This is a genomic window from Delftia sp. JD2 (genome assembly GCF_001682645.1).
GTDB classification, from domain to species: domain Bacteria; phylum Pseudomonadota; class Gammaproteobacteria; order Burkholderiales; family Burkholderiaceae_C; genus Comamonas; species Comamonas acidovorans.
In genome coordinates this window covers 1-24,553 of record NZ_LFJT01000064.1, presented here as the reverse complement: position 1 = coordinate 24,553, position 24,553 = coordinate 1, and the positions used below count along the sequence as shown (strand labels likewise).

Sequence of the window (24,553 nt, the reverse complement as noted above, 5' to 3'; positions counted from 1 at the left end):
GACCTGACAAGATCGGCGCCCGCACCGCGTGCGTGCCGGGGAACAATGGCGTGGCCGTTGCGGATGGCGCTACAGATTTTTCCAAAGCTGACGACATACGCAGGGCATGAATCTGTGAGTTTTCCGAGGGACTGTCCGGATGGATCAAGAACTTCTGCTTCCGTCCGGTGCAGGCTCCACCCCCGTCTCCATCCCGGCAAGCCCTGGTTTGCGGCTGCCCACATTGTTCATCTCCTCATCTTTATGAGCACTACCGATCTTCACGCGGCTTCTCTGAGCGATCTCTATGACCGGCTGCATGAAAGCCTCAGCGACGAGGCCTTTGCCGCCGAACTCGACGCCCGCCTGCATGACGGGCGGGCCGACGAGGCACGCACCTTCCTGCGCGGCTGCGAGGAGCGTTGTCTCAACATCCTGGGGCATCTGAGCGGCAGCGACGCACCCTGGTCGCGTGACGGCGATCGTTGGCTGGCCTTTGCGCGGCTCACCGTGCCGCGCGGCCATGTGCTGTCGGGCCGCAGCGAGGAGTTGACCAATGCCCATGTGGCTACCGAAGTGCGCGTGCTGGCCGAGCAATGGCTGGCCCACGCCCGCAGCGCCGACCTGCCTGTGTACAAGGGCATAGGCTTGGTGCTCGGCAGCCTGCTGCCCTGGCTCAGCTATCCCGGCATGCCCTATGACGAGGTGACGTCCACGCTGGACTGGGCGCTGGCGCTGCGCGAGGAGGCCGGGTTCCGCCGCAACCATGAGTACCACGCGGCCTGGAAGCCCCTGGTCGCCCAACTGAACGATGCCGACCTGCTGCGCTACGCCGCCGTGGGCGGCAAGCTGTTCGACGATGTGCTGGACCACTACCGCAACGAGCGCCAGCCCAGGCAGCCCAAGGGCCAGGGCTGGAAGGACTGGCTGCCTTTCTTTGCCGAGCATCCCCAGCTCTTCGACAAATCCTACATAGATGATCCCGACCTGATCGGGCAGCGCTGGGCCAGTGCCGGCGCGCCCCGGCGAGAGGAACTGGCCGCGCTGCTGCTCAGCCAATTGACCTACTCCCAGCGCGCCGAGCGGACGAGCGCATTGCAATTGCTGGACCGCCTGGTGGCCGAGGATCCCGCGCCCTTTGCCAAGCAGCTGCGTGAGAATGGCCGCTACCAGATCAGCCTGGCGCTGGCCATGCATGTCATGAAGCACGACGATGCCGCCTTGCTGCCCCTGCTGCTGCCCGCCATGGCCCAGCGCTGCGACCGCGAGGACGAGCTGCGCCGCTACCGCAGCGTGATCCGCGAACTGGTGACCCGCCGCCCGGCCGATCTGGCCGAGGTGCCTGTCAAGGACCTGGTCAATGTGCTGCCCGCGTTCGACACCGCCAGCCTGAAGGCCACGCTGCCCACCTTGACCCCGCTCATCGCAGGCAGCAGCGCAAAGGGCCTGCGCGCCGCCATGGCCGGCCTGGCCGCCCATATTCCGCTGGCCAGCTTGGTGGATGCCGGCTGGCTGAACAAGCCGCCCAAGAACCTGCTGCTGACCTGCCGCGACGTGCTGCTGGCCCACCCCGACCCCGCTGTCGGTCCCTTGCTGGCGCAGTTGCTGGCCGGCGGCAAGCTGGATGCGGCCTCGGCCAGCAGCGTGCAGCAGCGGCTGCAGCAGTTGGGCCTGACAGGGCAGGGCGCCTCGACATCAGAAGAAAGCCAGGCAAGTGCCGCATCGCCAGCGTCTGCCGCTGGCGGCGTGGATCTGGAAGCCCAGCTCGCCTCCATCAAGCGCCTGAGCGCGGCCATCAAGCCCTTCGATACGCCCGAGCTGCTGGCGCTGTGCGCGCCGCTGTCCGAACACGCGGCCCGCGTGCTGCTGCATGTGTCCGCCATTGCCGAAGGCGGCCTGCCGCCGCTGGCCGGCGAGCTGCTGGCGCGCATTCCGGCCGACAACCGTGCCCGCCTGGCGCTGGCCCTGGTGCAGCAATGGATTGCTTCCGAGGGTGAGCCCAAGCAGCGCTGGGCGCTCAGGCTGCTGCCCGGCCATGCCGATGACCGCGTGGTCGATGCGCTGGTGTCCGCCGTCCAGGCCTGGAACCGCCCGCGCCTGCAGCGCGCGGCCGCCGCTGTCGAACATCTGGGCGAGGTGGACAGCCTCTACGCTCTGCTGCGCGTGCAGGAGATCTCCGAGTCGCGCTCGCTCAAGGACCAGGTGCAGCGCACGGCGCGCATCGCCCTGCGCGCTGCCGCTGCGCGCCGCAAGATGAGCGTGCCCGAACTCTTCGACGAGCTGACGCCGGACTTCGGCCTGGGCCAGGGCCTGACGGTCACGGTCGGGCCGCAGAGCTACCGCGTGGAGCTGCAGGGCGATCTGAGCCTGCGCGTCATCAACGACAAGAACAAGGCCAGCAAGACCATTCCTGCGGTCAAGGACGAGGCGCTCAAGCCCGAATGGGAGGCCGCCACCGCGCAGCTCAAGACCCTGTCCACCAGCCTCAAGACCGTGGTCAAGCAGCAGGCGCCGCGCATGCTGGCGGCCCTGGTCAGCGGCAAGCGCTGGCCGCTGGATCGCTGGCAGCGGCTGTTCGTGGCCCACCCGCTGCTGCGCATCGTGGGGCGCAGCCTGATCTGGCGCGCAGAGGATGCGCCGGGCCTGGCGCGCACCAGCTTCCGCCTGGCCGAGGACTTCTCGCTGGTCGATGTGGAGGATGAAACCGTGACCTTGCCCGCTGGCTGCAGCATCAGCCTCTGGCACCCGGCCACGGCCCAGCCCGGCGAGCGCGAGGCCTGGCAGACCTACATGGCCGACTATGAGCTGGAGCCCCTGGTTGACCAGTTGGGCGCCTGCGCCGAGCAGCCCGCGCCAGGCCAGTTCAAGAACGGCATGCTGCTGCCGCCCGCGCCGATCACGCTGGCGCAGGAGCAGCTTGGCGGCCTGCTCAAGAAGTTCGGCTACCGGCCGGGACCCGTGGGCGACGGCCCCAGCATCAACGAGCATGTGTGGCGCCTGCCCGCGCTGGAGCTGAGCCTGGAGTTGTCGCACGGCTATTTCCCGCCCTATCTGGACCTGGGCCTGCCCGTGGCCGTGGAAGGCCTGCGCGTGCACGACCTGAGCAAGGAATACGGGGCCAGCGCCGACCCGGCCCGGCTGCCCAAGCCGCTGCTGGCCACGCTGCAAGGCCAGTGGCTGGCCCTGGCGGCCAAGGCGGCTGCCTGAGCCTTTGTGAACCTTTGCTCCCTTGAAACGTTGGCCGCCCGACCGCCCATCACCGAAAACTCCACAGACCATGAGCAACAACGAGACAGCAGCGCTTCCCCTGCAGGCTTTGTACGAACTGCACACGGCCGCGCCGGCCGGGCGCGAGGGCATGCCGGCCTTTGCCGTCGAACTGGCAAAGCGCCTGGCCCAGGGGCGCGATGCCGAGGTTGCGGACTTCCTGCGCGACAGCAGCAGCCTGTGCCAGGAGCGGCTGCACCAGCTGCCCGGCGAGCATGCGCCCTGGCAGCGCGACCACGCGCTGTGGCTGGCGCTGGCGCGCATCAGCCTTCCGCTGGGACAGTTCTATGGGGGCAACTCGGGCGTGCCCCGGCGCAGCGCCGAGCTGACCGCGGAGCTGACGGCACTGGCCCGCGCCTGGCTGGATGACTGGGGCAGCCGCACCCACCAGCCCTGGAGACTGCGCGATGGCTACGACCTCGTGCTCAGGCAGGTGTTTGGCGTGCTGGGCCATGAAGGCATGTCCAGTGCCGAGATCACCGCCCTGCTGCGCTGGGCGCGGGAACTGAGCGCAAAGGCCGGCATTGCGCCCGGCGCGCAGTACTACTGCCACTGGCAGCACCTGCTGCACCAGCTGCCCGAGCCCGAACTGCTGGCCATGGCCATCGAGGACGGCGGCGGCCAGCTCAGCCGCGACATCGTCCAACGCCAGCTGCCGCTGCAGCGCACGCGGCCTGCAGCGCAGCGCTGGGCGCTGTGGCGGGATTTTTTTGCGCAGTTCCCCGCCGTGCTTGATCAGCTGCGCCTGCCCGAGCCCGTGCTGATCGCATCGCGCTGGGAGACGGCCGATGCCGCGCGCCGCGACCTGCTGGCCCAGGACCTGTTCAAGGCCCTGTGCTTTGCCTCGGACGATGACTGGCCGCATGACCGTGCCCTGGTGGAGCGCATGCTGCAGACCGATGCCGCACCCCTGGTCGCCTGGTTCAAGCAACTGGGCCACCTGGCGATCAATCCCGCCGTGGCGCAGCGGCTGTGGGAAGCCCGGTGGCCGGCCCTGCTGCCGCTGCTATTGCCGGCCTGCGCAGACGGTTGCAAGCACGAATCCGACCGCGCTGGCTACGCCCCGGTGGCCGAGACCCTGCTGGCCGATCGCCCTGGCGACCTGGCCCGGCTGGCCGCCGGCCCGCTCACGCACCTGCTGCCCGCGCTGCGCGTGGACACGCTGCAGCGGCTGCTGCCGCAACTGGGCAAGGCCGCCTCCGGCAGTGCCTCCAAGGGCTTGCGTGCGGCGCTGGCACAGGCGCTGTCTGCCCTGCCCGTGGATGCGCCCCAGGCCGCCGGCTGGCTGGCCAAGCCCAACAAGAATCTGGTGCTGGCCTACCGCGATGTGCTGGTGGCCCATCCTGATCCGGCGTCTGGCAGCCTGCTGTCGGCACTGCTGTCCGGTGGATTGCTGGACGTGGCCGAGCAAGGCCCGGTGCAGGCGCGCCTGAAGGATCTGGGTGCCGCAGCCCCGGTTGCGGACGCAGCCAGGCCACCTGCCGGTGAGGCCGCGCCGGCAGGCAGCGATGCCGGCTCCCTGGCAGAGCTTGAAGCCCAGGCCGCCAGCCTGCAGCGCCTGTCGCCCGCCATTGCCGCGCTGGACCAGCCGGTGCTGCTGGACCTGCTCGCGCCCCTGTCCGCCCAGGCCGCGCGTGCGCTGCTGCACCTGGCGGCCACCAGCCCGCAGGAGCTGCCGGCGCTGGCCCATCAACTGCTGGCCCAGGCCAGCGCCGAGAACCGCGCGCGGCTGGCCCTGGCCCTGGTCCAGCACTGGGTGGCTGCCGATGGCGCGCCCGAATCGCGCTGGGTGCTCAAGCTGCTGCCCGGCGCGGCGGACGACCGCATCGTCGATGTGCTGTCCTCGGCCGCCCTGGCCTGGCACAAGACGCGCAAGGAGCGTGCCGTGGTCGCGCTGCAGCAGCTGGGCCGGCTCGACACGGTCTATGCCCTGTCCTGCGTGCAGGCCCTGGCCACCGGCAAGACGCTCAAGCCCAGCGTGCTGGCCGCCGCGCAGGCCGTGCTGGCCGAGGCCGCCACGCGGCGCGGCATGGCGCTGGCCGACCTCAGCGACGAGCTGACCCCGGACTTCGACCTGGGCCGGGGCGTGCAATTGCAGGTGGGCGCGCAGACCTATGACGTGCTGCTGCAGGGTGACCTGTCGCTGCGCCTGCGCACGCCGGCCGGCAAGCTGGTGCGCAGCCTGCCGGCCCTGGACGACGAGGGCCTGCGCACGGAGTGGGAGGCGGCCGCCGCGCGGCTCAAGACGCTGTCCAAGGGCATCAAGGCCGTGCTGCAGCAGCAGGCGCCGCGCCTGCAGTCCTGCCTGATGCTGGGCCGGCACTGGCCGCTGGACACCTGGCGCCGCCTCTTCCTGGAGCACCCGCTGCTGCGCGTGGTGGCACAGGGCCTGGTCTGGCGGGTGGAGCCCGCGGCCGGCCAGCCGTTCAGCCTGCGCATTGCCGAGGACCTGTCCCTTGTCGATGCCCAGAGCGATGCGGTGCAACTGCCGGCCGAGGGCCGCATCGCCCTGTGGCATCCCGCGCAGGCCACCGACCAGGAGCGTGCGCAGTGGCGCGAATGCCTGGCCGACTACGGCCTCAAGGCCTTGATAGAGCAGGTCGATGCGCCCGCCGACCTGCCGCTGGCCAGCCAGTGGCAGCAGGAGCTGCTGCAGCCCCTGGCACCGATACGGCTCACGCAGCAGGCGCTGGACGGCCTGGCAGGGCCATGGCGCTTTCATGCCGGCCCCGTGTGCGATGGCCCCGGCATCTACCTGCACCTGCGGGACTTTGCCGTGCAGCGCTGGCGCGTGGAACTGCTGCACAGCGCGGCCATGCCGTACTACGAGCCCGGCCATGAGATCGACATCGAAGGCTTTGCCCTGCGCGACATGGCCGCCGACCGCCTGCTGCCCCCGGCCGAATGGCCGCTGCCGCTGCAGGCATCGCTGTGCGCCATGCTCCAGGCCCTGGCCTCGCGCGCTGCGGGCGCGGCAGCCGCAGCAGCTGCAGCCCAGGTTTGACTCCCTCCAGAACCCCTGAATCCATGACCTCTTCGACCCTAGAACACACCGACCAGGCCACCTTGGAGGAACTGAGCGCCTCGCTGCCACCCGCCGAACTGGTCCAGGTGCTGGCCAGCCGCATGCGCGCGGGCCGGCATGACGAAGTGGGCGCCTTCACGCGCAAGGCCTTCGACGACTATTCCAACCCCATCCGCGTCCTGGGCAACTTCGATCTGCCCTGGACCCATGACCATGACCTGTGGCTGGCCTTCGCGCGGCAGACCATCCCCTTCGGGCGCAGGATCGACGGCAGCCTGGACGGCGACATTCCACGCCACAGCCCCGAGCTTGCGGCCGAGTTCGAGCAGATGGCGCGCGCCAGCCTGGCCCGTCCACCTGCGCCGGACGGCGACAACGACTACCGTGAAATCCGCATCCTGGACATGTTCGGCTGGCTCTGGTACCCGGGCATCAGTCGTGAACGGGTGATGCAGCTGCTGGACTGGGCCGCAGAGCTGAACGTCCAGTCCGGTGGCGGGTATGACAGAGCCGACTGGAAGCTGCTGCTGGGCAGCCTGGACGACCAGGACCTGATGGAGCTGGCCGAGCGCGGAGGTGCGCTCTATGCCGACATCCGCGATGTCTACATGAAGCGGCACCGCGACGTTCCGCACCCGCAGCGCTGCGCGCCCTGGTACGACTTCTACCGCCGCCATCCCGACTGGTTCGACGACAAGCCCATCAACGAAGACCCGGGCCTGATCGCGCTGCGCTGGGACCTGGGCGCCGATGCCCAGCGGCGGCTGGAGCTGGTCAACCTGCTGCTGGGCAGGGCGGACCGCGAGCCGGTTGATTACTTCATTCCCATTTTCGACCGCCTGGTGCGGGAGGATGCCGCGCCCTTCGTCGCCTGGATCGAAGGATGGCAGCCCAAATACCACTTCGATGCGGTGGTCGCCCGGCAGATCTGGACGGCACGCTACCCGGAGCTTTTGCCCCATCTGCTGCGCTGCATATTGCAGGTGTCGCGCATTGAGCCCTTCATCGGCCTGCTCGACCAGATGCTGGCCGAGCAGCCCGACTATCTGCGCGAGATTCCCACCGTGCGCCTGGCTCCGCTGCTGGCGCAGCTGGACCCGGCCATGCTGCATGCCCGGCTGCCCCTGCTGGGCGAACTGCTGGCGGCCAGCAGCTCGCGGGCGCTGCGCGAAGCGGTGGCGCGCTTCATGCAGGGACTGGATGCGCAGGCCGTAGGCGCTGTCTTCGAGTCCAACGCCTGGCTGCAGCGGCGCGAGAAAGCGATGCAGCTGGCCTGCCGCGACATCCTGCTGGCCCACCCCGACCCCGGGGTCGCGCCGCTGCTGCAGGCGCTGCTGCGCACGGGCCTGGACCTGGGCTCCGAAAGCATGGTCGAGGGCCGGCTGCTGGCCCTGGGCGTCCCAGTGCCGGGCGCTCTGACCGTGGAGCAGGGTGAGGCGGGCCGTGTCCTACTCGATGCGCTGGAGGCCCGCGTGGCGCGCTTCAAGCGCTTTTCCAGCAGCATCAAGGCCTACGACCAGCCCGAGACCCTGGCGCTGTTCGCGCCGCTGTCCGAGCATGCGGCCCGCACCGTGCTGCACCTGGTGGCCACGGCCGAGGAAGAGCTGCCGCCGCTGGTGGAGCAGTTGCTGGCCCATGTGCCGGCCGAAAGCCGCGCCCAGCTGTCCCTGCACCTGGTCAATGCCTGGGTGGCCCTGGAGGGCGAGCCCAAGGCGCGCTGGGCGCTGCGCCTGGCCACCGGCCATGTCGATGACCGCTTGGTGCAGACCCTGGTGGCCGCCGTGAAGGCCTGGGGCTGGAGCAAGAAGCTGCGCGCCATCATCGCCGTGGAGCAGCTCGGTGCGCTGGACACGCTGTATGCGCTGTTCCAGGTCCAGACCCTGTCCAGCTCGCGCAAGCTCAAGGACCTGGTGATTGAAGCCACGCATGACGCGCTCAAGGCTGCCGCCCAGCGGCGCGGCCTGAGCCTGATCGAGCTGTATGACGAGCTGACGCCCGATTTCGGCCTGGGCGGCGAAGGCCTGGTGCTGGAGGTGGGCCCGCAGCGCTACCGCCTGCAGCTGCAGGGCGACCTGAGCCTGCGCGTGGTGGGCGACAAGGGCAAGGCCTCCAAGACCCTGCCTGCGCTCAAGGACGAATCGCTGCGCCTGCAGTGGAATGCGGCCCAGGCCGAATTCAAGACCGTTGCCGCTGGCGTCAAGGCCATCGCCAGGCAGCAGGTGCCGCGCCTGGGTACCGCCTTCATGACGGGACAGCGCTGGTCCGTCCCGCGCTGGCGCAGATTGTTCCTGCTGCATCCCCTGCTGCGCATTGTGGGCCGCAGCCTGATCTGGCGGCTGGAGCAGGGCGCCAGCTTTCGCATTGCCGAGGACTTTTCCCTGCTCGACGCCACCGACGATGCCGTGGAACTGCCAGACGACGCGCAGGTGCTGCTCTGGCATCCGGTCGATGCCGCAGCGGGCGAGGTTGAAGCCTGGCGCACCTGCCTGGCCGACTACGAGCTGCAGCCGCTGATCGACCAGCTGAACGCAGGCGCACAACTGCCCGAAGCCGGGCAGTGGAAGAGCCATGCCCTGCACCCCGCCGGCCCGCTGCAGATACGCCAGGGCGCGCTGTCCGGCCTGCTGGCCAAGTGGAACTACCGCCCCGGCCCCGTGGGGGACGGCCCCGGCATCTACGAGCACAAGCTGGACCTGGCAGGCCCGCAGCTGTACATCGAACTCCACCACGGGCGCTACCTGCCGTTCATGGACCTGGACAACCGCGTGGACATCAACCATGCCGTGGTCTACGACAGCAGCCATCGCGGCGAAGATGGCCGCTGGCCCCGGCTGCAGCCGCAGCAGTGGCCGCGCGCACTGCAGGCCACGCTGATGGCGCAGTTCGCGGCCATCGCCGCCAAATCGGCCAGCACCAAAGAGAGCGACTGATGGCCACCAAACGCATTGCAGCTGCCACCCCGGAGCCTGCCGCCCAGCGGCTGCCGGCCGAGATGGCCCACGCCCAGGAACTCGCGGCCCTGCAGGCCGCCGACCAGGGCCCGCGCCCCGACGGCTGGCGCCTGAGCCCGCGCTCCGTGCGGCGCTTCATCCTGGGCGGTGCGGAACCTGACGGCGGCGGGCCGGCCATCGCGCGCAAGATCCACGGCAACGATGCCCTGGTCGAGCGCGCCATCGTCACCCTGGCCGGCCAGCGCGGCCTGATGCTGGTGGGCGAGCCGGGCACGGCCAAGTCCCTGCTGTCCGAGCTGCTGGCCGCCGGCATCAGCGGCGACAGCAAGCTCACCGTGCAGGGCGGTGCCGGCGTGGTGGAAGAGCAGATCCGCTACGGCTGGAACTACGCCCTGCTGCTGCGCGACGGCCCCGGCCCCGAAGCCCTGGTGCCCGGCCCGCTGCACCGCGCCATGGGGGAAGGGCGGCTGCTGCGCTTCGAGGAAATCACGCGCTGCTCCACCGAAGTGCAGGACTGCATGGTGCCCGTGCTCTCCGAGCGGCTGCTGCAGATTCCCGAACTCAAGCACGAGCAGCCCTGGCTGCTGGCACGGCCGGGCTTCAATGTGATTGCCACGGCCAACCTGCGCGATCGCGGCGTCAACGAGATGTCGGCCGCGCTCAAGCGCCGCTTCAACTTCGAGACCATGCACCCGCTCGAAGGCGTGGCCGCGCAGGCCGCGCTGATAGGGCAGGAGGTGGGCCGCGCACTGGCGCAGCAGCGCATCGGCACCACCGTCGCGCCCGATGTGCTGGCCCTGCTGGCCACGGCCTTCCAGGAGCTGCGCAGCGGCAGCGTGGAGGGCACGGCCGTGGAGCGGCCTGGCACCGTGCTGTCCACGGCCGAGGCCATCGACGTGGCCTTCAACGCCGCCTGCCAGTGCTGGTACTTCGGGCAGGAGCAGGTGGGACCCGCCCACCTGGCGCGCCACCTGCTGGGCACGGTGATCAAGGACGACGACGAGGACCGGCGCCGTTTCGCCGAATACCTGCGCGTGGTGGCACGTCAGCGCGCAGGGCAGCCGCAGTGGCAGGACTTTGTCGCAGGCGGCCGTGAGCACTGACGCTGCCGCGTGGCTGGCGCCGCTGCCGCAGCTGCGCCTGGTGCCCGTGCGCCACCACAGCCCGCGCTGCGCCCACCACCTGCGCGCGCTGATGCGCGAGTTCAAGCCCACCCACGTGCTGATCGAAGGCCCGGGCGAGCTCGATGCCCTGCTGCCCGCGCTGCAGCACGCCCAGGCGCGTCCCCCGCTGGCCGCCTACCTGCATGCGGCCATGGCCGGGCCCGGCGCGGCCGAGCAAGACTGGCGCTGCCGTTGCTACGTGCCCTTTGCCGCCTTCTCGCCCGAATGGGTGGCCCTGCGCGAGGCGGCGCGGCTGCGCAGCGCCGTGCGCTTCATCGACCTGCCCTATGCCGACAGGCTGGCGCAGGCCGCGCAGCTGGACTACTTCGCCTGCGCGCCCGAACCCCTGCTGGCCGACGAACCCGCGCGGCGCGCGCCCGACGTGCTGGCCGGCCTCATCCAGGCCAGCGGCTGCCGCGACTTCGACGAATGGTGGGACCGGCATTACGAATCTGGCAACGAGGACGCCTCGCCCCAGGCGTACTTTGCCGGCATGCTGGCCTTCAGCCAGCTGCTGCGCGAGCGCGAGCAGGGCGCGGGCGGCAGCGGCATGGATGCCGAGGACGTGGCGCGCGAGGCCCACATGGCCGCCCAGGTCAGCGCGACCCTGGCCGAAGGCGGGCGCTGCCTGGTGGTCTGCGGCGGCTTCCATGTGCCCGGCATCGTTGCCGGCCTCTCGGCCCCCGCCCGGCCTGCGGACGCCAGGCCCGCCATCGATGTGGGCGTGCACCTCATTGCCTACACGCTGCAGCGGCTGGAGCGCGCCAGCGGCTACGCGGCCGGCATGCCCATGCCTGGCTACTACCAGGGCGTTTGGCAGGCGCTGGAGCAGGGCGCTTCGCAACCCGATGCCCAGGCCTGGCCCGAGATGGCGGCACGCACCGTGAACAGCCTGCGCGCCCGGGGCATGCCCGCCAGCCTGCCTGACGCGGCAGAGGCCGTGCGCCTGGCCCATGGCCTTGCCGCCTTGCGCGCCTGCCGCGGCGGCCGGGCCGAGCTGCTGGAAGCGCTGGACAGCGCCGTGTTCAAGGAGCATGCCCAGGCCCTGCGACCGCAGCCTATGGTGCAGCAGACCGGGCAGCAGACTGGTCAATGGCTGCTGGACGCCGACGACTACGGCCAGCTGCCACCCAACGCGCCGGCCGCCCCGCTGCTGGTCGATGTGCAGGCCTTCTGCCTGCGCCACCGCCTGCCCGTGCGGCCCGCCGCACCCGTGCGCAAGGAGCTGGACATCTACCGCAGCGCGCGCCACCGCCGGCTGTCGCAGGGGCTGCACCGCCTGTGCTACCTGGGCGTGCCCTATGCGCAGCGCCTGGCCGGGCCGGATTTCGTGGCGGGCACGGGCCTGGCGCGTGTGCGCGAGGTCTGGACGCTGGGCTGGCAGGTCGAGACCACGGTGGCCCTGACCGAGGCCATGTGCCACGGCTCCAGCCTGGAGGAAGCCGCGGTGCACCTGGTGCGCGAGCGCCTGGCGCAGACGGCCCACACTGAGCCCGCGCAGCGCGTGCTGGAGGCGCTGGTCATGGGGCTGGACGGCATCGCCCAGCAGGTGCTGGACACCGTGCAGGCCTGGATGGAGCGCAGCCACGACGCGCTGGCCCTGGCCCGCGCCACGGGCTGCCTGGCCCTGGCCTACGAGGCCCGCCATGCGCTGGGCGGTGTGGGCCTGGCGCGCCTGCTGCCGCTGCTGCGGCGCTGCTTTGCGCAGGCCTGCCTGCGCCTGCCCTGGCTGGGCGAGGGCGATGCATCCCAGCAGTCACAGGCCCTGGATGCCCTGGCCGATCTGCACGGCATGGTCTGCCGCCACGCGCCCTGGGCCGACGCCGGCCTGTTCCACGATGCCTGTGCCGCCTTGCATGAGGCAGGCGCCGACAGCACGCCTGCGCGCGTGCGCGGCGCCACCGCCGGCATCCTGAGCATGGCCGGCCGCTGGCAGATTGCGCAGACCGATGCCGCCCTGCGCGCCATGCTGGGCCTGGCGCAGGTCGATGGCGCCGCCATGGGCGAATACCTGCAGGGCTTTGTGCGCGTGGCCAAGGGCTGGCTGCTCAGCCATCCGCCGCTGCTGCGCCTGCTCAGTGACGGCATTGCGCACTGGCCGGAAGACGCCTTCCTGGCCGGCCTGCCCGCCTTGCGGCTGGCCTTTGCCCAGCTGACCCGTGCCGAACTGCGGCAGCTGGCCGGGCGGCTGGCGGGTCTGTCGGGCGCGGCCCCGCCACCCGGCGCAACCACACTGGCCTGCGTGCACCTGCCATCGGACGAGGTCCTGGCGCACAGCCGCGCCTTGGCGGCCCAGGTGGGCCGGCTGCTGCAACCCTGGGGACTGTCATGAGCCGGGAAGATCCGCCAATGCACGAGCCGCCAATGCAGGAACAGGCAATCGATGCCGCCACCCTGCGGCGCTGGCGCCTCATCCTCGGGCCCGAGGCCGCCCAGCCCCTGGCTGCGGCGCAGCCGCTCGATGCCGCCGATGCGCGCCGTGACGCGGCACTGGACTATCTCTACCAGCGCGAGCACCGCCTGCGCGAGCAGCCCGACGGTGCAGGCACCGACGCCTGGCAGGGCACAGGCGGGCTGTCCGCGCGCCAGGGCGGCAGCGGCGTGCCGGAGCCGCAGGCCGTGCACTGGCTGGGCGAGGTGCGCGATCTGTTCCCGCGCAGCGCCGTGGAAGCGCTGCAGCGCGATGCGCTGTCGCGCTATGGGCTCCATGGCCTGCTCAGTGATCCCCAGGTCCTGGCCGAGGCGACGCCCAGCATCGAACTGGTGGCCGCCTTGATGGCGGTGCGCACCAGCCTGCCCCCCGAGGTGCTGGCCGAGGCCCGCCGGCTGGTGGCGCGCGTGGTGGCCGATCTGCAGGCGCGGCTGTCCTCGCGCGTGCACTCAGCCCTGGGGCGGCGGCGCAGGCGCCGCAGTAGCCGGGGCCAGGGGCAGATGAGCGATCTGGACTGGCCGCGCACCCTGCGCCACAACCTGCGCCACTACCAGAGCGAGGAGCAGGTGCTGGTGCTGGAGCGCTTGTTCTTCAGGGAGAACGAAGCACAGCGCCTGACCTGGGACCTGTGGCTGGTGGTGGACCAGAGCGGATCCATGCATGAATCCGTCATCCACAGCGCCGTCATGGGCAGCATCTTTGCGCGCGTGCGCGCCCTGCGCACCCATGTGCTGCTGTTCTCCGATGCGGTGGCCGATGTCACCGGCCAGCTGCATGCGCCCGAAGAGCTGCTGCTGGGCGCGCAACTGGGCGGGGGCACCAACATCGGCGCGGCACTGGCGCATGTGGCCGGGCAGCTTGCCGCGCCGCGCCGCAGCGTGATCGTGCTGATCACCGACCTGTACGAAGGCCATGACGAGGCCCGCGTCATCGCCGAGACCGAGCGGCTGGTTGCCAGTGGTGCCCGCGTGCTGGTGCTGGCTGCGCTGGACCGCCGCGCCCACCCCGACTATGACCGCGACCTCGCCGCGCAACTGGTGGCGCGCGGCGCCCAGGTCGGCGCCATGACGCCTGACCATCTGGTGGATTGGCTGGCCCGGGCCATGCAGGGAGGGCGATCCTCATGATGCAGGAATGGCTGCGCACCCTGGACGATGACGCCATTGCCGACTGGGCCAACAAGGGCCTGCTCAAGCGCGGGGCCAAGGCCCTGGCGGCGGTGGATGCAGGGCAGTGGGAACTGGCGGCCAACCAGGCCCGCGCCGGCATCGAAGGCCATGTCCAGACCCTGGCCGGCGCGGGCTTTGCCACGCTGCAATGCAGCTGCCCCGCCTTTGGACCCTGCCACCATCTGTGCGCCTTGCTGCTGGGCCTGCGGGCGCGGCTGGCCCACGAGACCCCGGCCGATGGCATGGCCCAGGCGCCTGCAGCCCCGTGGCTCGAAGGCGATGCCGGCGCCGTGGCCCAGGCCTTTGGAATGGCCGCCCAGCGCAAGGCCCTGCGCTGGATGGCCCAGGGCTTTGAGGCGGTGCTGGAAGAGGCCCCGGCCACCCTGATCGGCGAACTGTCCAACCCCGACGAAGTCACCGTGCGCCTGCCGCGTGCCGGTGGCCTGGCGGCGGCCAGTTGCAGCTGCAAGGCAGCGGCCTGCGCCCACCGCGCCCTGGTGGCATTGCAGGCCCGGCGCCTGGCGGGCGCACCCATGCCGGAGCTGCCGGCGCATGCGCTGGAAGCCGGCGCACTGCAGCGGCTGGCCCAGGCGCGCCAATGGCTGACCGGCTGGGTGCTGCAGGGCCGTGCAGGCATGAGCCCGGCCTTTCTGGACCAGGGCGAAGCGCTGGCCACCGAACTGCGCCAGGCTGACCTGCCGCGCCCTGCCAGCGTGCTCAACCTGCTGGTACGCGCCTTGCGTGACGAGCGCGCAGGGCGTGCCGGTGCGGCCGAACGCGTGGCGCCCTTGCTGGCCGCGCTGTGGATGCTGCTGCGCGGCCTGGCGCAACAGCCCATGCCACGGCCCTTGAGCGAACTGGCGGGCGTGCACAGGCGCAGCTACCGGCGCGTGCAAGGCCTTTGCCTGCACGCCGTGGCAGCCGAGCTATGGCATGCGCGCGGCGGGCAGCGCGGGTTTTCCGTGCATTTGCAGGACGCGGCCAGCGGTCGGTATCTGACTTGGTCCGCATCGCGCGCCGAAGGCTTCGACCCGGAGTGGGAACCGGCCGGGGCGCTGGACTCGGAAACCCTGGGCGGCCTCACCGCCAGGCAACTGTTGCAAGGCCCCCATGTGCTGCTGGACGGCTGGGCCAGCGACGATGGCCGCCTGTCGGCGCGCGACGCCACGCGGCTGGCACCGGCCCAGGCGACCGGCCCTCTGCCGGTGGCCGACGACCCCCAGGTCCTGCTGCAGCGCCATCTGCAGGAGCTGCATGCCGACCCCTGGCGTCAGCAGCCGCCCCTTTGGGCACGGCTGCAGGTGGCCGGCAGCGACCTGGCGCAGCGGGACGAGCTGCTGCAGCGCTGGACGATTGCATTGCAGTCGCCGGTGCCCGGGCCTTCCCTGTCCCTGGTGGGCGATCTGCACGGCATGCAGGGCAGGGCGGGTGAGGCATTGCGCAGAGAGCTGGCGCGCGGCCGCGTGCTGCAGGAAGTCTTTGGCCGCGTGGAATTCGTGGCAGGGCAGCTGCAGATTGCCGTGGCTTCCGTGCGCTGGCAGGACAGCGCGCACTGGCACCATCTCAGCACGGCCTGGCCGCCGCCGCTTGCACAGGGCAGCGTGGAGAAACAGCTATGAGCACGGCAACGAACGAAAACGCCGAGGCGCCGCTGCGCCATTGGCTGGCACAGGGCCAGGTCTGGCTGGCCGATATGCAGGCCGCAGGCCTGACGGGTGCCGGCGCACCGCTGCTGGCCGCAGGCCGGGCCTGGGCCGATCAGGCGGCGCTGCTGGGCTGGGCCGCCCTGGCACGGCAGATGGACGACGTGCTGGACCCGCAACTGCCGCCTGCGCAGCGTGCCGCCGCCTTGCTCGACATCGCGGTATGGGTCATGACCGCGCAGCGGCTGGAGTCTGTCGTCTTTCAGTCCGTTCCCTGAAAAAAGCCATTGAGCTCGGCGCCCGGCGTGGCCGGGGCGAGTTTTGCCATTTGCCATGGCCATTTTCCTCGCTTACTCAATTCTGTGAAGAATGGGGCGCCAATTAAATATTCAGAATACAGATATCTAGTGGTCAGGCTTCATGAATATCATCGGTATTGATTGCATGTTTGTATGATCAATGCGCTGCAATATTTTGATGCCGGAATATCTGACATGGTTGTTTTGGTAATTTTATTATGATGTTTTGGCTTGATATATGCCATTTATATATTCCTGCTTAACTCTGAAGGTGACTGAATATATTGCATGGATTATGGGAAGTGATTTGATTTTTAGTAGGAAAGCGTGCGAAAGTAATAGGTAACCATATTCGCTCGATGGCTTTATGGTGCGCAAACTTTGATGATGGAAAAAATTATGATAAGAAAAATAAAATTTTTGAATTCACAATTTATAACAAAGCTGTAATAAAAAGTTAGATCTTGCTGATCTAATATTTTCGTTGGAAATTTCCCGCTGGTGCTCTGTTGATATTCCATCCAACACTGATTTTCATTTTTAGATCAGCAGCAGCCTGTGCATTGATTTCAATATGAATGATTTTTTGAGCGGCAATATGATTTGAAAATCATGGATATTTAGGCATGAGTGTGCACACCTATGAAATTCCTACCATCCAGTTATTCACCGTTGGTTGTTTTCGCATCGCTATTGATTGCCAGCTTTGCGTCTTATGTCGCACTTGACCTGGCCAAGCGGATTCGCTCTTACGAATACGGTTTGGTCAGGGGGTGGTGGGTGGGGGGCTCCTTGGCCATGGGCACAGGTATCTGGTGCATGCATTTTGTGGGAATGCTTGCCTTTTCCCTGCCCATTGCGCTCGGCTATACGGTGGGGCTGACCGTGGCATCCTGGAGCGCTGGTGTCGTCGTCTCGGCCATCGCCTTCTATGTAGCCAGTCATGGCGTGCTGACTTGGAGAAACCTGGTAGGTGGTTCGCTCGCAATGGGATTGGGCATCTGCGCCATGCACTACATAGGCATGGCCGCACTGGACATGTCGCCTGGCATCGTGTGGGACTGGCGTTGGGTGACAGCCTCTGCAGTGATCGCTGTGTGTGCTTCAACCGCAGCATTGCTGATCTTCTCCTGGCTGCGCACACTTGCAGAACGCTTCACCGCGATTTTCCAGCCACTGGCCGCGCTGGCCATGGGGATTGCCGTGTGCGGCATGCATTACACCGGCATGGCGGCGGCCAGCTTTCCCGAAGGCTCGGTCTGCCTGAGCGCTGATGCGCTGAGTGGAATACAGCTTGGCACGATAGTGCTGGTTTTTTCGCTTGCGCTGCAGGCGATGACGCTGGCCACCTCCTGGATGGATGCGCGGCTGCGCAGCTCGCTGGTTGTGGCGGAAGTGGAACTGGAATCGGCCAACGAGGAGTTGCGCCGCCGTGCCTTTCACGATCCACTGACCGGTTTGCCGAATCGCCTGCTGTTCGAGGATCGCCTGGCCCAGGCACTGCAGCGACACATACGCGCCATGGAACGGGCTTCGGGGCACGGCGCCGGCAAGGTGGCCGTGCTGTTCCTGGACCTTGACGGGTTCAAACCCATCAATGACTCAATGGGGCACGCGATGGGTGACTTGGTGTTGAAGGAGGCCTCCAAAAGGCTGCGCGCCGCTGCCCGCGACGCGGACACGGTGGCCCGGATCGGGGGCGATGAGTTCGTCCTGCTGATGGAGGATGTGGGTAACGCCGCAGACTGCATCAGCCTTGCACGCAGACTCATCTCCGTGCTGAATGCGCCACTGGAGGTGGCCGGGCGGCGTGTTGCCCTTTCGGGCTCGGTGGGCATTGCCGTCCACCCTGACCATGGTGACGGCGACAAGCTGCTGCTGCATGCGGACGCCGCGATGTACACGGCCAAGCGCGCCGGGGGCGGCAACTATGCACTTTATGAAGCGCATATGGACGAAGGGGCGCAGGAACAACTCAACCTGCAAAGTGATCTGCGGGCAGCCCTCGAAGGCGGTGGGCAATTCGAGTTGCACTATCAACCCAAGGTCGACGGCAGACTGCAAAAGATTCGTGGTGTGGAGGCTCTGCTGCGATGGAACCATCCTGAGCGCGGGCTGCTGGGTCCGGGGCTGTTCATTCCCATCGCCGAGCGGTTTTGTCTCATCAACAGTCTGGGCAACTGGGTCATCGACGAGGCGTGTCGCCAGATGGGCGCCTGGGCCAAAATGGGGATGCGCATGCGGGTGGCCATCAACCTGTCCGTGTACCAACTGCACGAATCCGATCTGGCCCAACGGATCGAAGCGGCACTGTCCCTCAGCTCTCTCGACTCTTCACAGCTGCTTTGCGAGATTACCGAGTCCGTAGCGATGGAGAATCTTAAGAGTATTCAGCGGACGTTCAACTCGTTGGCGGAAATCGGGGTCTTTTTATCCATCGACGACTTTGGTACCGGCTATTCCAGCCTGAGCCATCTGCGCCAACTACCCGCAAGCCAGCTCAAGATCGATCGCAGTTTCATCGCCGACATCGAGAGCAGCATTGATGCTCGGGTTATTGTCAGCGCCGTAATTCAGCTCGCCCATGAACTCGGGTTGCGGGTCGTTGCCGAGGGTGTTGAAACCCAGGGCCAGTACGACATACTGCTGAGCATGGACTGCGATGAACTTCAGGGATATTACATAGCCCGCCCGATGTCAGCCGACGCATTGGAGGCATGGGTTGCAGGCCCAAAACCCACTGGAGCCGCTGATTTTTCCACATCGGTTCTGGGAGATCAGTTGCAAAACTGAAAATCGGGCTGGAATCGGCATGTTTCTGAAAAGTCCATCTTCCGCTCATCTCTCTTGTATTTCTGATTGGCAGCCAATGCGATGCAATTGTTCTTCTTGATTGCAAGGCACTGGCGGGACGTTGAATCACGCATCAGCAATCAGGCTGTTCAAGTGCTCGAATACTCTTGCGGGGTTCAGCGATGAGCCTGAAAAAAGCCATTGAGTTCGGCGCCCGGCGTGGCCTGGGCGAACGCGTCGAAGCGCCCCGTCTCGGCAATGGAGCGCGCCGCATGCAGAAAGCCGCCCCAGGCTGCGCGCGCCAGTGCGCCGCCCACGCTGATGCGGCGCACGCCCAGGGCCTCGGCATCCTGCAGGCTCCATTCGCTGGCCCCTCCGATCAGCAGATTCACCGGCTTGGGCGCCACGGCCGCCACCACGGCACGGATCTGCTCGGCGCTGCGGATGCCGGGTGCGTACAGGCAGTCCGCGCCGGCCTCGGCATAGGCCTTGAGCCGGGCAATGGTGTCGTCCAGATCGGGCCGGCCCACGAAGAAATTCTCCGCACGCCCGACCAGCAAGGTGCCGCCACCGGCCTCGTCGATGGCGGCACGGGCGGCGCGCAGCCGGGCCACGGCTTCTTCGATGCTGCGCAAGGGGTTGGCTGCATCGCCCGACGAGTCTTCGATGGACAGGCCCGCCACGCCGGTGTCCACGGCCATGCGCACGCTTTCGGCAACCTCCTGCGGGCCCAGGCCGAAGCCGCTTTCAAAGTCCGCATTCACGGGCAGATCGGTGGCCGCGACCAGGCTGCGCAGATGCTCCAGCGTCATCTCGCGGGAGATGGCGCCATCGGGCTGGCCCAGCGACCAGGCATGGCCCGAGCTGGTGCTGGCCAGCGCCTTGAAGCCCAGGCCCTGCAGCATGCGGGCGCTGCCCGCATCCCAGGGGTTGGGCAGCACAAAGCAGCCCTGGTGGTGCAGGGCGTGGAAGGTGGCGCGCTTTTGTTCGGTGGTGGGGGTCATGGGGGCACTCCGTTGCGGGGTCAGGGCGCTGGTGGAAACAGCAGGGGCCGCGCGGCCAGGGACGGCAGCACGCAAGCCACATCATGGGCGCAGTCCGGCACCACGACGAAGCGGCGTGGCCGCTTCGGCGCCAGCAGCTCGCGCTCGTAGGCCGCGAAGGCGTGGCCTCGCTGCAGCCGGAACGGGCCTTGCAGCATGGCGGCGCAGGACTTGTCGAGGATGGGATAGAACGCGCCCTTGTCCGCGCTGCTGTCCAGGGCGCCTTCCAGGTAGTCGATCTGCGCGGCCGCATAGCTGGCCCGTGCGGCAGCCGCATCGCGCCCCAGGTGGCCGGGCAGTTCCTGCAGACCGTACTTCCAGCGGTCATGGCCCGGGCAGGCGCTGGCGGCGGGCGGCACCTGGAAGACAAAGCTGCACGCCCCCGGAAACGCCGCGCCTGTGCCGCAGGCTGCCCAGTCGGTGCTCTGGCCGGCCATCTGCGGCTGTGGCCGCACGGGATCGAAATACAGCCAGGTGCCCGGGTCGGCGATCACGTAGCGCAAGGTGACTGTGCCCGGCGCATCGGCAGCAAAGGCCACGCTGTGCTGCAGCATCTGCGCCCCTGCCGAAAACCCCGCCAGGGTCACGCTGCGCAGGCCGGGCCAGCGCTGCACGAGCTCGGCCACCAGCGCATCCAGCGCGGCGAAAGAACCTATCGGATGCGGCCCCAGCGAGGGCTCGCCGGCCAGCCAGCCCGCGCAGGTCCATACCGCGTCTGCGCTCCCGGCTGCGGGCACGCCACGGCTGTGGCAATGCGCAGCCTGGTCCTCGGGCACCTGGTACAGCGGGGCGATGACCAGGGTGTCCTGCAGCCGCTGCGCGCCTTCGGCGGCCCGCAGGCCGGCCTCGAAGCTGCGGTTGGCATCGCGCGGATGCCCGTGCATCACCACCAGCGCGGACCGGGGCATTGCGCCGTTGCTGGCCCCCGGCGCCTGCGATGCGTAGTAGCGCATGCGCCCCGCATCGCCCGGCAGGTTGAAGGATTGCAGGCAGGCGATGTCGGCCCGGTGCCTGCAAACGGAAGCATCGGCGGTGACAGGTTCGGGAGCTGGCGCTTGCGCCAGTGCCTCGACCGAGATCGCCAGAAACAGTAAAAGCAGGGAGCGCAGAGGACGGATGGACGGCATGTGCGGGACGTCATTCGCAGGGGTGGGTCGGCCTGCTAGTATGCGGGCGGCCGCAAGCCATGGCCTGGCTTGTTTCTCAAGACCCACTCCCTTGTCGCATATGCCACTTCTGCCGCGTTTCAGCCTTGTCCTCGCCTGTCTCGCACTGCCGGCCTTCGTTCACGCCGCAGACTTCGACAAGAAAAACTGCACCTACAAAGGCATCCGCCTCTACGGCAAGGTCCAGATCGTGCACTCCTTTCCCGACATCAAGGTCCAGGCCACCAGCTCTTTCCCGGACCTCAAGGTCAAGGTGGTGGACTCCTTTGCAGACAGTTGCGGGGAGTGGAAGATCGTCACCTCCTTCCCCGACTTCAAGGTCCAGATGGTCAGTTCCTTCCCGGACCTGAAAGTCGACATGGGCAGCTCGTCGCCCGGCGTGCGATAGCCGCCTGGCACTGTCCAGCATTGCCCCACCGCAGCACCGTGACCTCCTCCACATCCGACGAATTCGAAGCCCTGCACGATCAGGCCTATGCCGACATGGAATGCGGCGCGCTGGCCGAGGCCGCCCAGGCCTTCGAGGCGCTGGCAGCCCACATGCCGGACAACCGCCACTACCACTACATGCTGGGCCTGGCGCGCAAGTACCAGCGCGATTGGCAGCCATCGCTGGAGCACAACCTGCGCGCCATTGCACTGGCGGGCGAAGACGATGAAGCCAGCCTCTGGAATGGCGCCATCGCGGCCACGGCGCTGTCCGACTGGACCACGTCGCGCAGGCTGTGGAAGGCCTGCGGCATCCAGGTGACCGGCGAGCAGGGCCCCATCGAGGGTGACTACGGCGTGGCCGTGGTGCGCCTGCACCCCTGGCAGGGCGGCGAGACCGTGTTCATGCGCCGCATCGACCCCGTGCGCGCCCAGTTGCTCAACGTGCCGCTGCCCGAAAGCGGCCATCGTTTCGGCGACATCGTGCTGCACGACGGCGCCTCCACCGGCCAGCGGTTCAACGGCCAGCGCGAAGTGCCGGTCTTCAACGAGCTGCAGCGGCTGGAGCCCTCGGCATTCCAGACCTTCGTGGTCTTCATCACCTGCGCCAATGCGCAGGACTTGCAGGAATTGCTGGGTGCCCAAGCCCCGGGCATCGGCTATGCCGAGGACTGGACGGCCAGCATCCGCCACTACTGCATGCGCTGCAGCTACGGCACGCCCCACCAGCATGCCGAGGCAGCTTCGCCACCCGAGGGCGAACCGTCCTGGCAGACCGATCGCAACCTGGGCATCGCCGCAGTGGACCGCGCCGCCGTCGATGCCTTGCTCAACGCATGGCAAGCCGGTGGCGCCGGGCGCCGTATCGACGCAGTGCAGACCCGCGAACTGCCCGTGCCCGACGAGGAAGAAAGCTGGGCCTGGTGGGTAGGGCCCGAGGGGGATGCCGGGGATGCGGAGGCCGAGGCATAGCAGCCCCGCACAAGCGCCGCGACGGATTGGCCTTGGCCGTGCGTTGAAGTGATGTGGCAAGCCGGCATCGGCTTTCTGCAAGCAACGTCCGTCCACATCCTTTCAAGGAGAAACACCATGTCCCTGCGCAAAGCCTTCATGCTCGTCATTGCCACTGCTTCGTTGGCCGGCCTCGGCAGTGCCGCATCCGCCGCCACCTGGGACCAGACCCATCCGCGCCGTGCCGAGGTCAACGGCCGCCTGGCCAACCAGGATCGGCGCATCCACAACGAAGTGCGCAAGGGCGAGATCAGCCATGGCCAGGCGGCTGCGCTGCACCAGCAGGACCACAGGATCCGCCAGGAAGAACGCCTCATGGCCAGCCAGAACGGCGGTCATATCACGCGCAGCGAGCAGCATGTGCTGAACCAGCAGGAGAACCAGGTCAGCCGTGAGATCGGCCACTGAGCAGGCACTGCGCGGCCACCGGTCAGATCTCGCCAGATCTTGCGCACATGACACAAGGGCCGGCCGCCTTGAGGCGCCGGCCCTTTTCATGTTGGCGTGCGGCCCGCGTTCAGGCTCTCAGCAATGGCGGCAGCGACCGTGCCGGGGCACCGCCTGGCAGGGCATGGCCTTGGGGGAACAGGTTGCGCGCCAGCCGCTGCGGGTCGATGCCGAAGCATTCGCCGGCTGCCGAGGCAATCAGCGCATCGACGCTGGTGGTCGGTTTCAGGTCCCGGTTCTCCAATAGCTGGCCGGGCTGCAGGCCAGGCCAGTCGGCCAGCACGCGGCCGCCCTGAACCGCGCCGCCCATCAGCATGGCGACGGCGCCTGTTCCGTGGTCGGTGCCGCCGGTGCCGTTGGCGGCAGCCGTGCGGCCGAACTCGGTGGCCACCAGCACCACGGTCTGCGACCAGGCATCGCCGAGGCCGTCATGCAGCGCCGCAATCAGTGCATCGAGGTTCTTGAGCTGGGCTGCCAGCCGGTTGTTTTGTGCACTGTGCGTGTCCCAGCCGCCGGTTTCGATCATGGCGATGCGCGGCCCGTCCTGGCGGGCAAGAAAGCCGGCTGCCAGCTTGCCCAGGCTGGCGCCATCCAGGCGCGGCCGGTTGTTGCCACTGTCCATGGCCACGCCGCGCGTGTCCATGGCGGAAGTCCAGAGAGCATGCAGCTGCGCATCTCCCTCGTAGAGCCTGGCCACGCGAAGCAGCAGGTCGTCACTGGCCTGGGGCAGGGAGGAAGGCGCGTAGGAGGCCACTTGCGCCGGCCCGCGCAGCGCCATGGGCACGGTGGGCGCGAAGGCAATGGCCTCTTCCCGGTGCGGCAACTGGGCGACCAGGCGGTTGAGCCAGCCGTCCTTGACCTGGTAGGGCGCGCTGCCTCCGGTTTCCAGCACGTTCTGGCCGTCGAAATGAGAGCGGTCACTGTAGGGCGATGCGACCGCGTGCACGAACAGCGCCTGGCCCCGGGCGTAGAGCCTGCCGGTCTCGGCCAATGAGGGATGCAGCGCGAACATGCCGTCCAGCCGCGTGGCCGCAGCCGTGTCCACGGCGATGGCGCCGCGCAGCCGGGCGTAGCCGGGGTCGGCATAGGGAATCAGGGTCTCCAGCCCGTCGGCCGCTCCGCGCTGGATGATGAACACGAAGCGGCGCTCGGTGGCTGCACGCGCCAGCGCCAGGTGGGGCGCGGCCAGTGCCAGCCCGGTGCCTGCGGCCAGCAGGCCCAGGAAATGTCGGCGATTGCGCCTGGCCGTCGTGCTGGTCGCGATGTTCGTGGCGGTCGTATGGATCGTGGTCATGGTGTTCACCTGCGCAGGAAGTCGGGCGAGACCAGCAGCAGCGCGAGTGCGCCGCTGCCGCTTTCGGATCGGGCAATGGCCTCGGCCGTGCCCGCGCCCAGTGCATCGCCGGGCAGCAATCGGGGTGCCAGCGCGCGCGCATCGACGCTGTTGCCGGCCTGGGCTGCGAGCCGCTGCGCCAGCTCGACACGGCGCACCAGCGCATCGGGCGCAGCCCAGCTGGCGGCGATGTCGTCGTAGCCGGCCGGCGAACCGGGGCGCCACACCGGCTGGCCGAGCTGGTTGAGCAGGCCAGCGGCCTGAGCACCTTTCAACTCGCGCCGGCCCAGTGCGCGCATGGAAGAGACGGCCCATTCCCAGGGCGTCTTGAACTTCGTGGCTGGCGCGGCCCAGGGTTCTGGCGAATCGATCAGCGCGCGGTAGACGGCTGGCAGGTCCCCGCC

Annotated in this window: 16 protein-coding genes; 12 read left to right on the top strand and 4 right to left on the bottom strand. The window is 68.5% G+C overall.

The genetic code is table 11. The annotated features are described in order from the left end of the window. Positions 1 to 243 precede the first annotated feature (243 nt). From ACM14_RS25140 to ACM14_RS25100, 9 genes are all read left to right on the top strand, one after another. Complete coding sequence (locus ACM14_RS25140; protein WP_065347676.1) at positions 244 to 3,186, top strand: DUF4132 domain-containing protein; 2,943 nt, start codon at positions 244 to 246, stop codon at positions 3,184 to 3,186. A gap of 70 nt (positions 3,187 to 3,256) precedes the next feature. After that, on the top strand, positions 3,257 to 6,250 hold the full coding sequence (locus ACM14_RS25135; protein WP_065347675.1) for a DUF4132 domain-containing protein: 2,994 nt from the start codon (positions 3,257 to 3,259) through the stop codon (positions 6,248 to 6,250). 23 nt (positions 6,251 to 6,273) lie between these two features. Next, positions 6,274 to 9,201, top strand: a complete 2,928-nt coding sequence (locus ACM14_RS25130; protein WP_065347674.1) for a DUF4132 domain-containing protein — start codon at positions 6,274 to 6,276, stop codon at positions 9,199 to 9,201. After that, on the top strand, positions 9,201 to 10,325 hold the full coding sequence (locus ACM14_RS25125) for an AAA family ATPase (protein ID WP_065347673.1): 1,125 nt from the start codon (positions 9,201 to 9,203) through the stop codon (positions 10,323 to 10,325). The genes ACM14_RS25130 and ACM14_RS25125 overlap by 1 nt, the downstream gene beginning before the upstream one ends. Continuing rightward, a complete protein-coding gene (locus tag ACM14_RS25120) occupies positions 10,315 to 12,717 on the top strand; it encodes a DUF5682 family protein (protein WP_065347686.1) in 2,403 nt (800 codons plus the stop codon). The genes ACM14_RS25125 and ACM14_RS25120 overlap by 11 nt, the downstream gene beginning before the upstream one ends. 32 nt (positions 12,718 to 12,749) lie before the next feature. Beyond that, positions 12,750 to 13,943, top strand: a complete 1,194-nt coding sequence (locus tag ACM14_RS25115) for a VWA domain-containing protein (protein WP_065347672.1) — start codon at positions 12,750 to 12,752, stop codon at positions 13,941 to 13,943. After that, the gene (locus ACM14_RS25110) at positions 13,940 to 15,604 is read left to right on the top strand and encodes an SWIM zinc finger family protein (RefSeq protein ID WP_065347671.1); all 1,665 of its coding nucleotides are present in this window, start codon (positions 13,940 to 13,942) and stop codon (positions 15,602 to 15,604) included. Before ACM14_RS25115 ends, ACM14_RS25110 begins: the two co-directional genes overlap by 4 nt. Then, positions 15,601 to 15,906, top strand: a complete 306-nt coding sequence (locus ACM14_RS25105; protein WP_065347670.1) for a hypothetical protein — start codon at positions 15,601 to 15,603, stop codon at positions 15,904 to 15,906. Before ACM14_RS25110 ends, ACM14_RS25105 begins: the two co-directional genes overlap by 4 nt. Before the next feature lie 663 nt (positions 15,907 to 16,569). Beyond that, a complete protein-coding gene (locus ACM14_RS25100; protein WP_175403309.1) occupies positions 16,570 to 18,720 on the top strand; it encodes a bifunctional diguanylate cyclase/phosphodiesterase in 2,151 nt (716 codons plus the stop codon). 176 nt (positions 18,721 to 18,896) lie between these two features. Here ACM14_RS25100 and ACM14_RS25095 read toward each other — a convergent pair whose 3' ends face one another. Together ACM14_RS25095 and ACM14_RS25090 are read right to left on the bottom strand one after the other, a co-directional pair. Next, positions 18,897 to 19,724: an oxaloacetate decarboxylase gene (locus ACM14_RS25095; RefSeq protein WP_065347669.1), complete on the bottom strand. Its 828-nt coding sequence runs from the start codon at positions 19,722 to 19,724 to the stop codon at positions 18,897 to 18,899. 20 nt (positions 19,725 to 19,744) lie between these two features. Then, the gene (locus ACM14_RS25090; RefSeq protein ID WP_065347668.1) at positions 19,745 to 20,890 is read right to left on the bottom strand and encodes a hypothetical protein; all 1,146 of its coding nucleotides are present in this window, start codon (positions 20,888 to 20,890) and stop codon (positions 19,745 to 19,747) included. Between the two features lie 100 nt (positions 20,891 to 20,990). Here ACM14_RS25090 and ACM14_RS25085 point away from each other — a divergent pair, with 100 nt between their 5' ends. From ACM14_RS25085 to ACM14_RS25075, 3 genes are all read left to right on the top strand, one after another. Beyond that, positions 20,991 to 21,317 carry a hypothetical protein gene (locus ACM14_RS25085; RefSeq protein ID WP_225971107.1) on the top strand — a complete coding sequence of 109 codons (327 nt, stop codon included), beginning with the start codon at positions 20,991 to 20,993 and terminating at the stop codon, positions 21,315 to 21,317. Between the two features lie 38 nt (positions 21,318 to 21,355). Then, positions 21,356 to 22,330: a hypothetical protein gene (locus ACM14_RS25080; protein WP_065347684.1), complete on the top strand. Its 975-nt coding sequence runs from the start codon at positions 21,356 to 21,358 to the stop codon at positions 22,328 to 22,330. 117 nt (positions 22,331 to 22,447) lie between these two features. Continuing rightward, complete coding sequence (locus ACM14_RS25075) at positions 22,448 to 22,777, top strand: hypothetical protein (RefSeq protein ID WP_065347667.1); 330 nt, start codon at positions 22,448 to 22,450, stop codon at positions 22,775 to 22,777. A 109-nt stretch (positions 22,778 to 22,886) separates the two neighbouring features. On the opposite strand, the gene ACM14_RS25070 is transcribed toward ACM14_RS25075, so the two are convergent. Further along, positions 22,887 to 24,110, bottom strand: coding sequence for a DUF1501 domain-containing protein (locus ACM14_RS25070; RefSeq protein ID WP_065347683.1), 1,224 nt, complete (start codon positions 24,108 to 24,110; stop codon positions 22,887 to 22,889). A 5-nt stretch (positions 24,111 to 24,115) separates the two neighbouring features. Continuing rightward, the coding region (locus ACM14_RS25065) for a DUF1800 family protein (RefSeq protein WP_139093494.1) at positions 24,116 to 24,553 on the bottom strand (438 nt) is incomplete at its 5' end.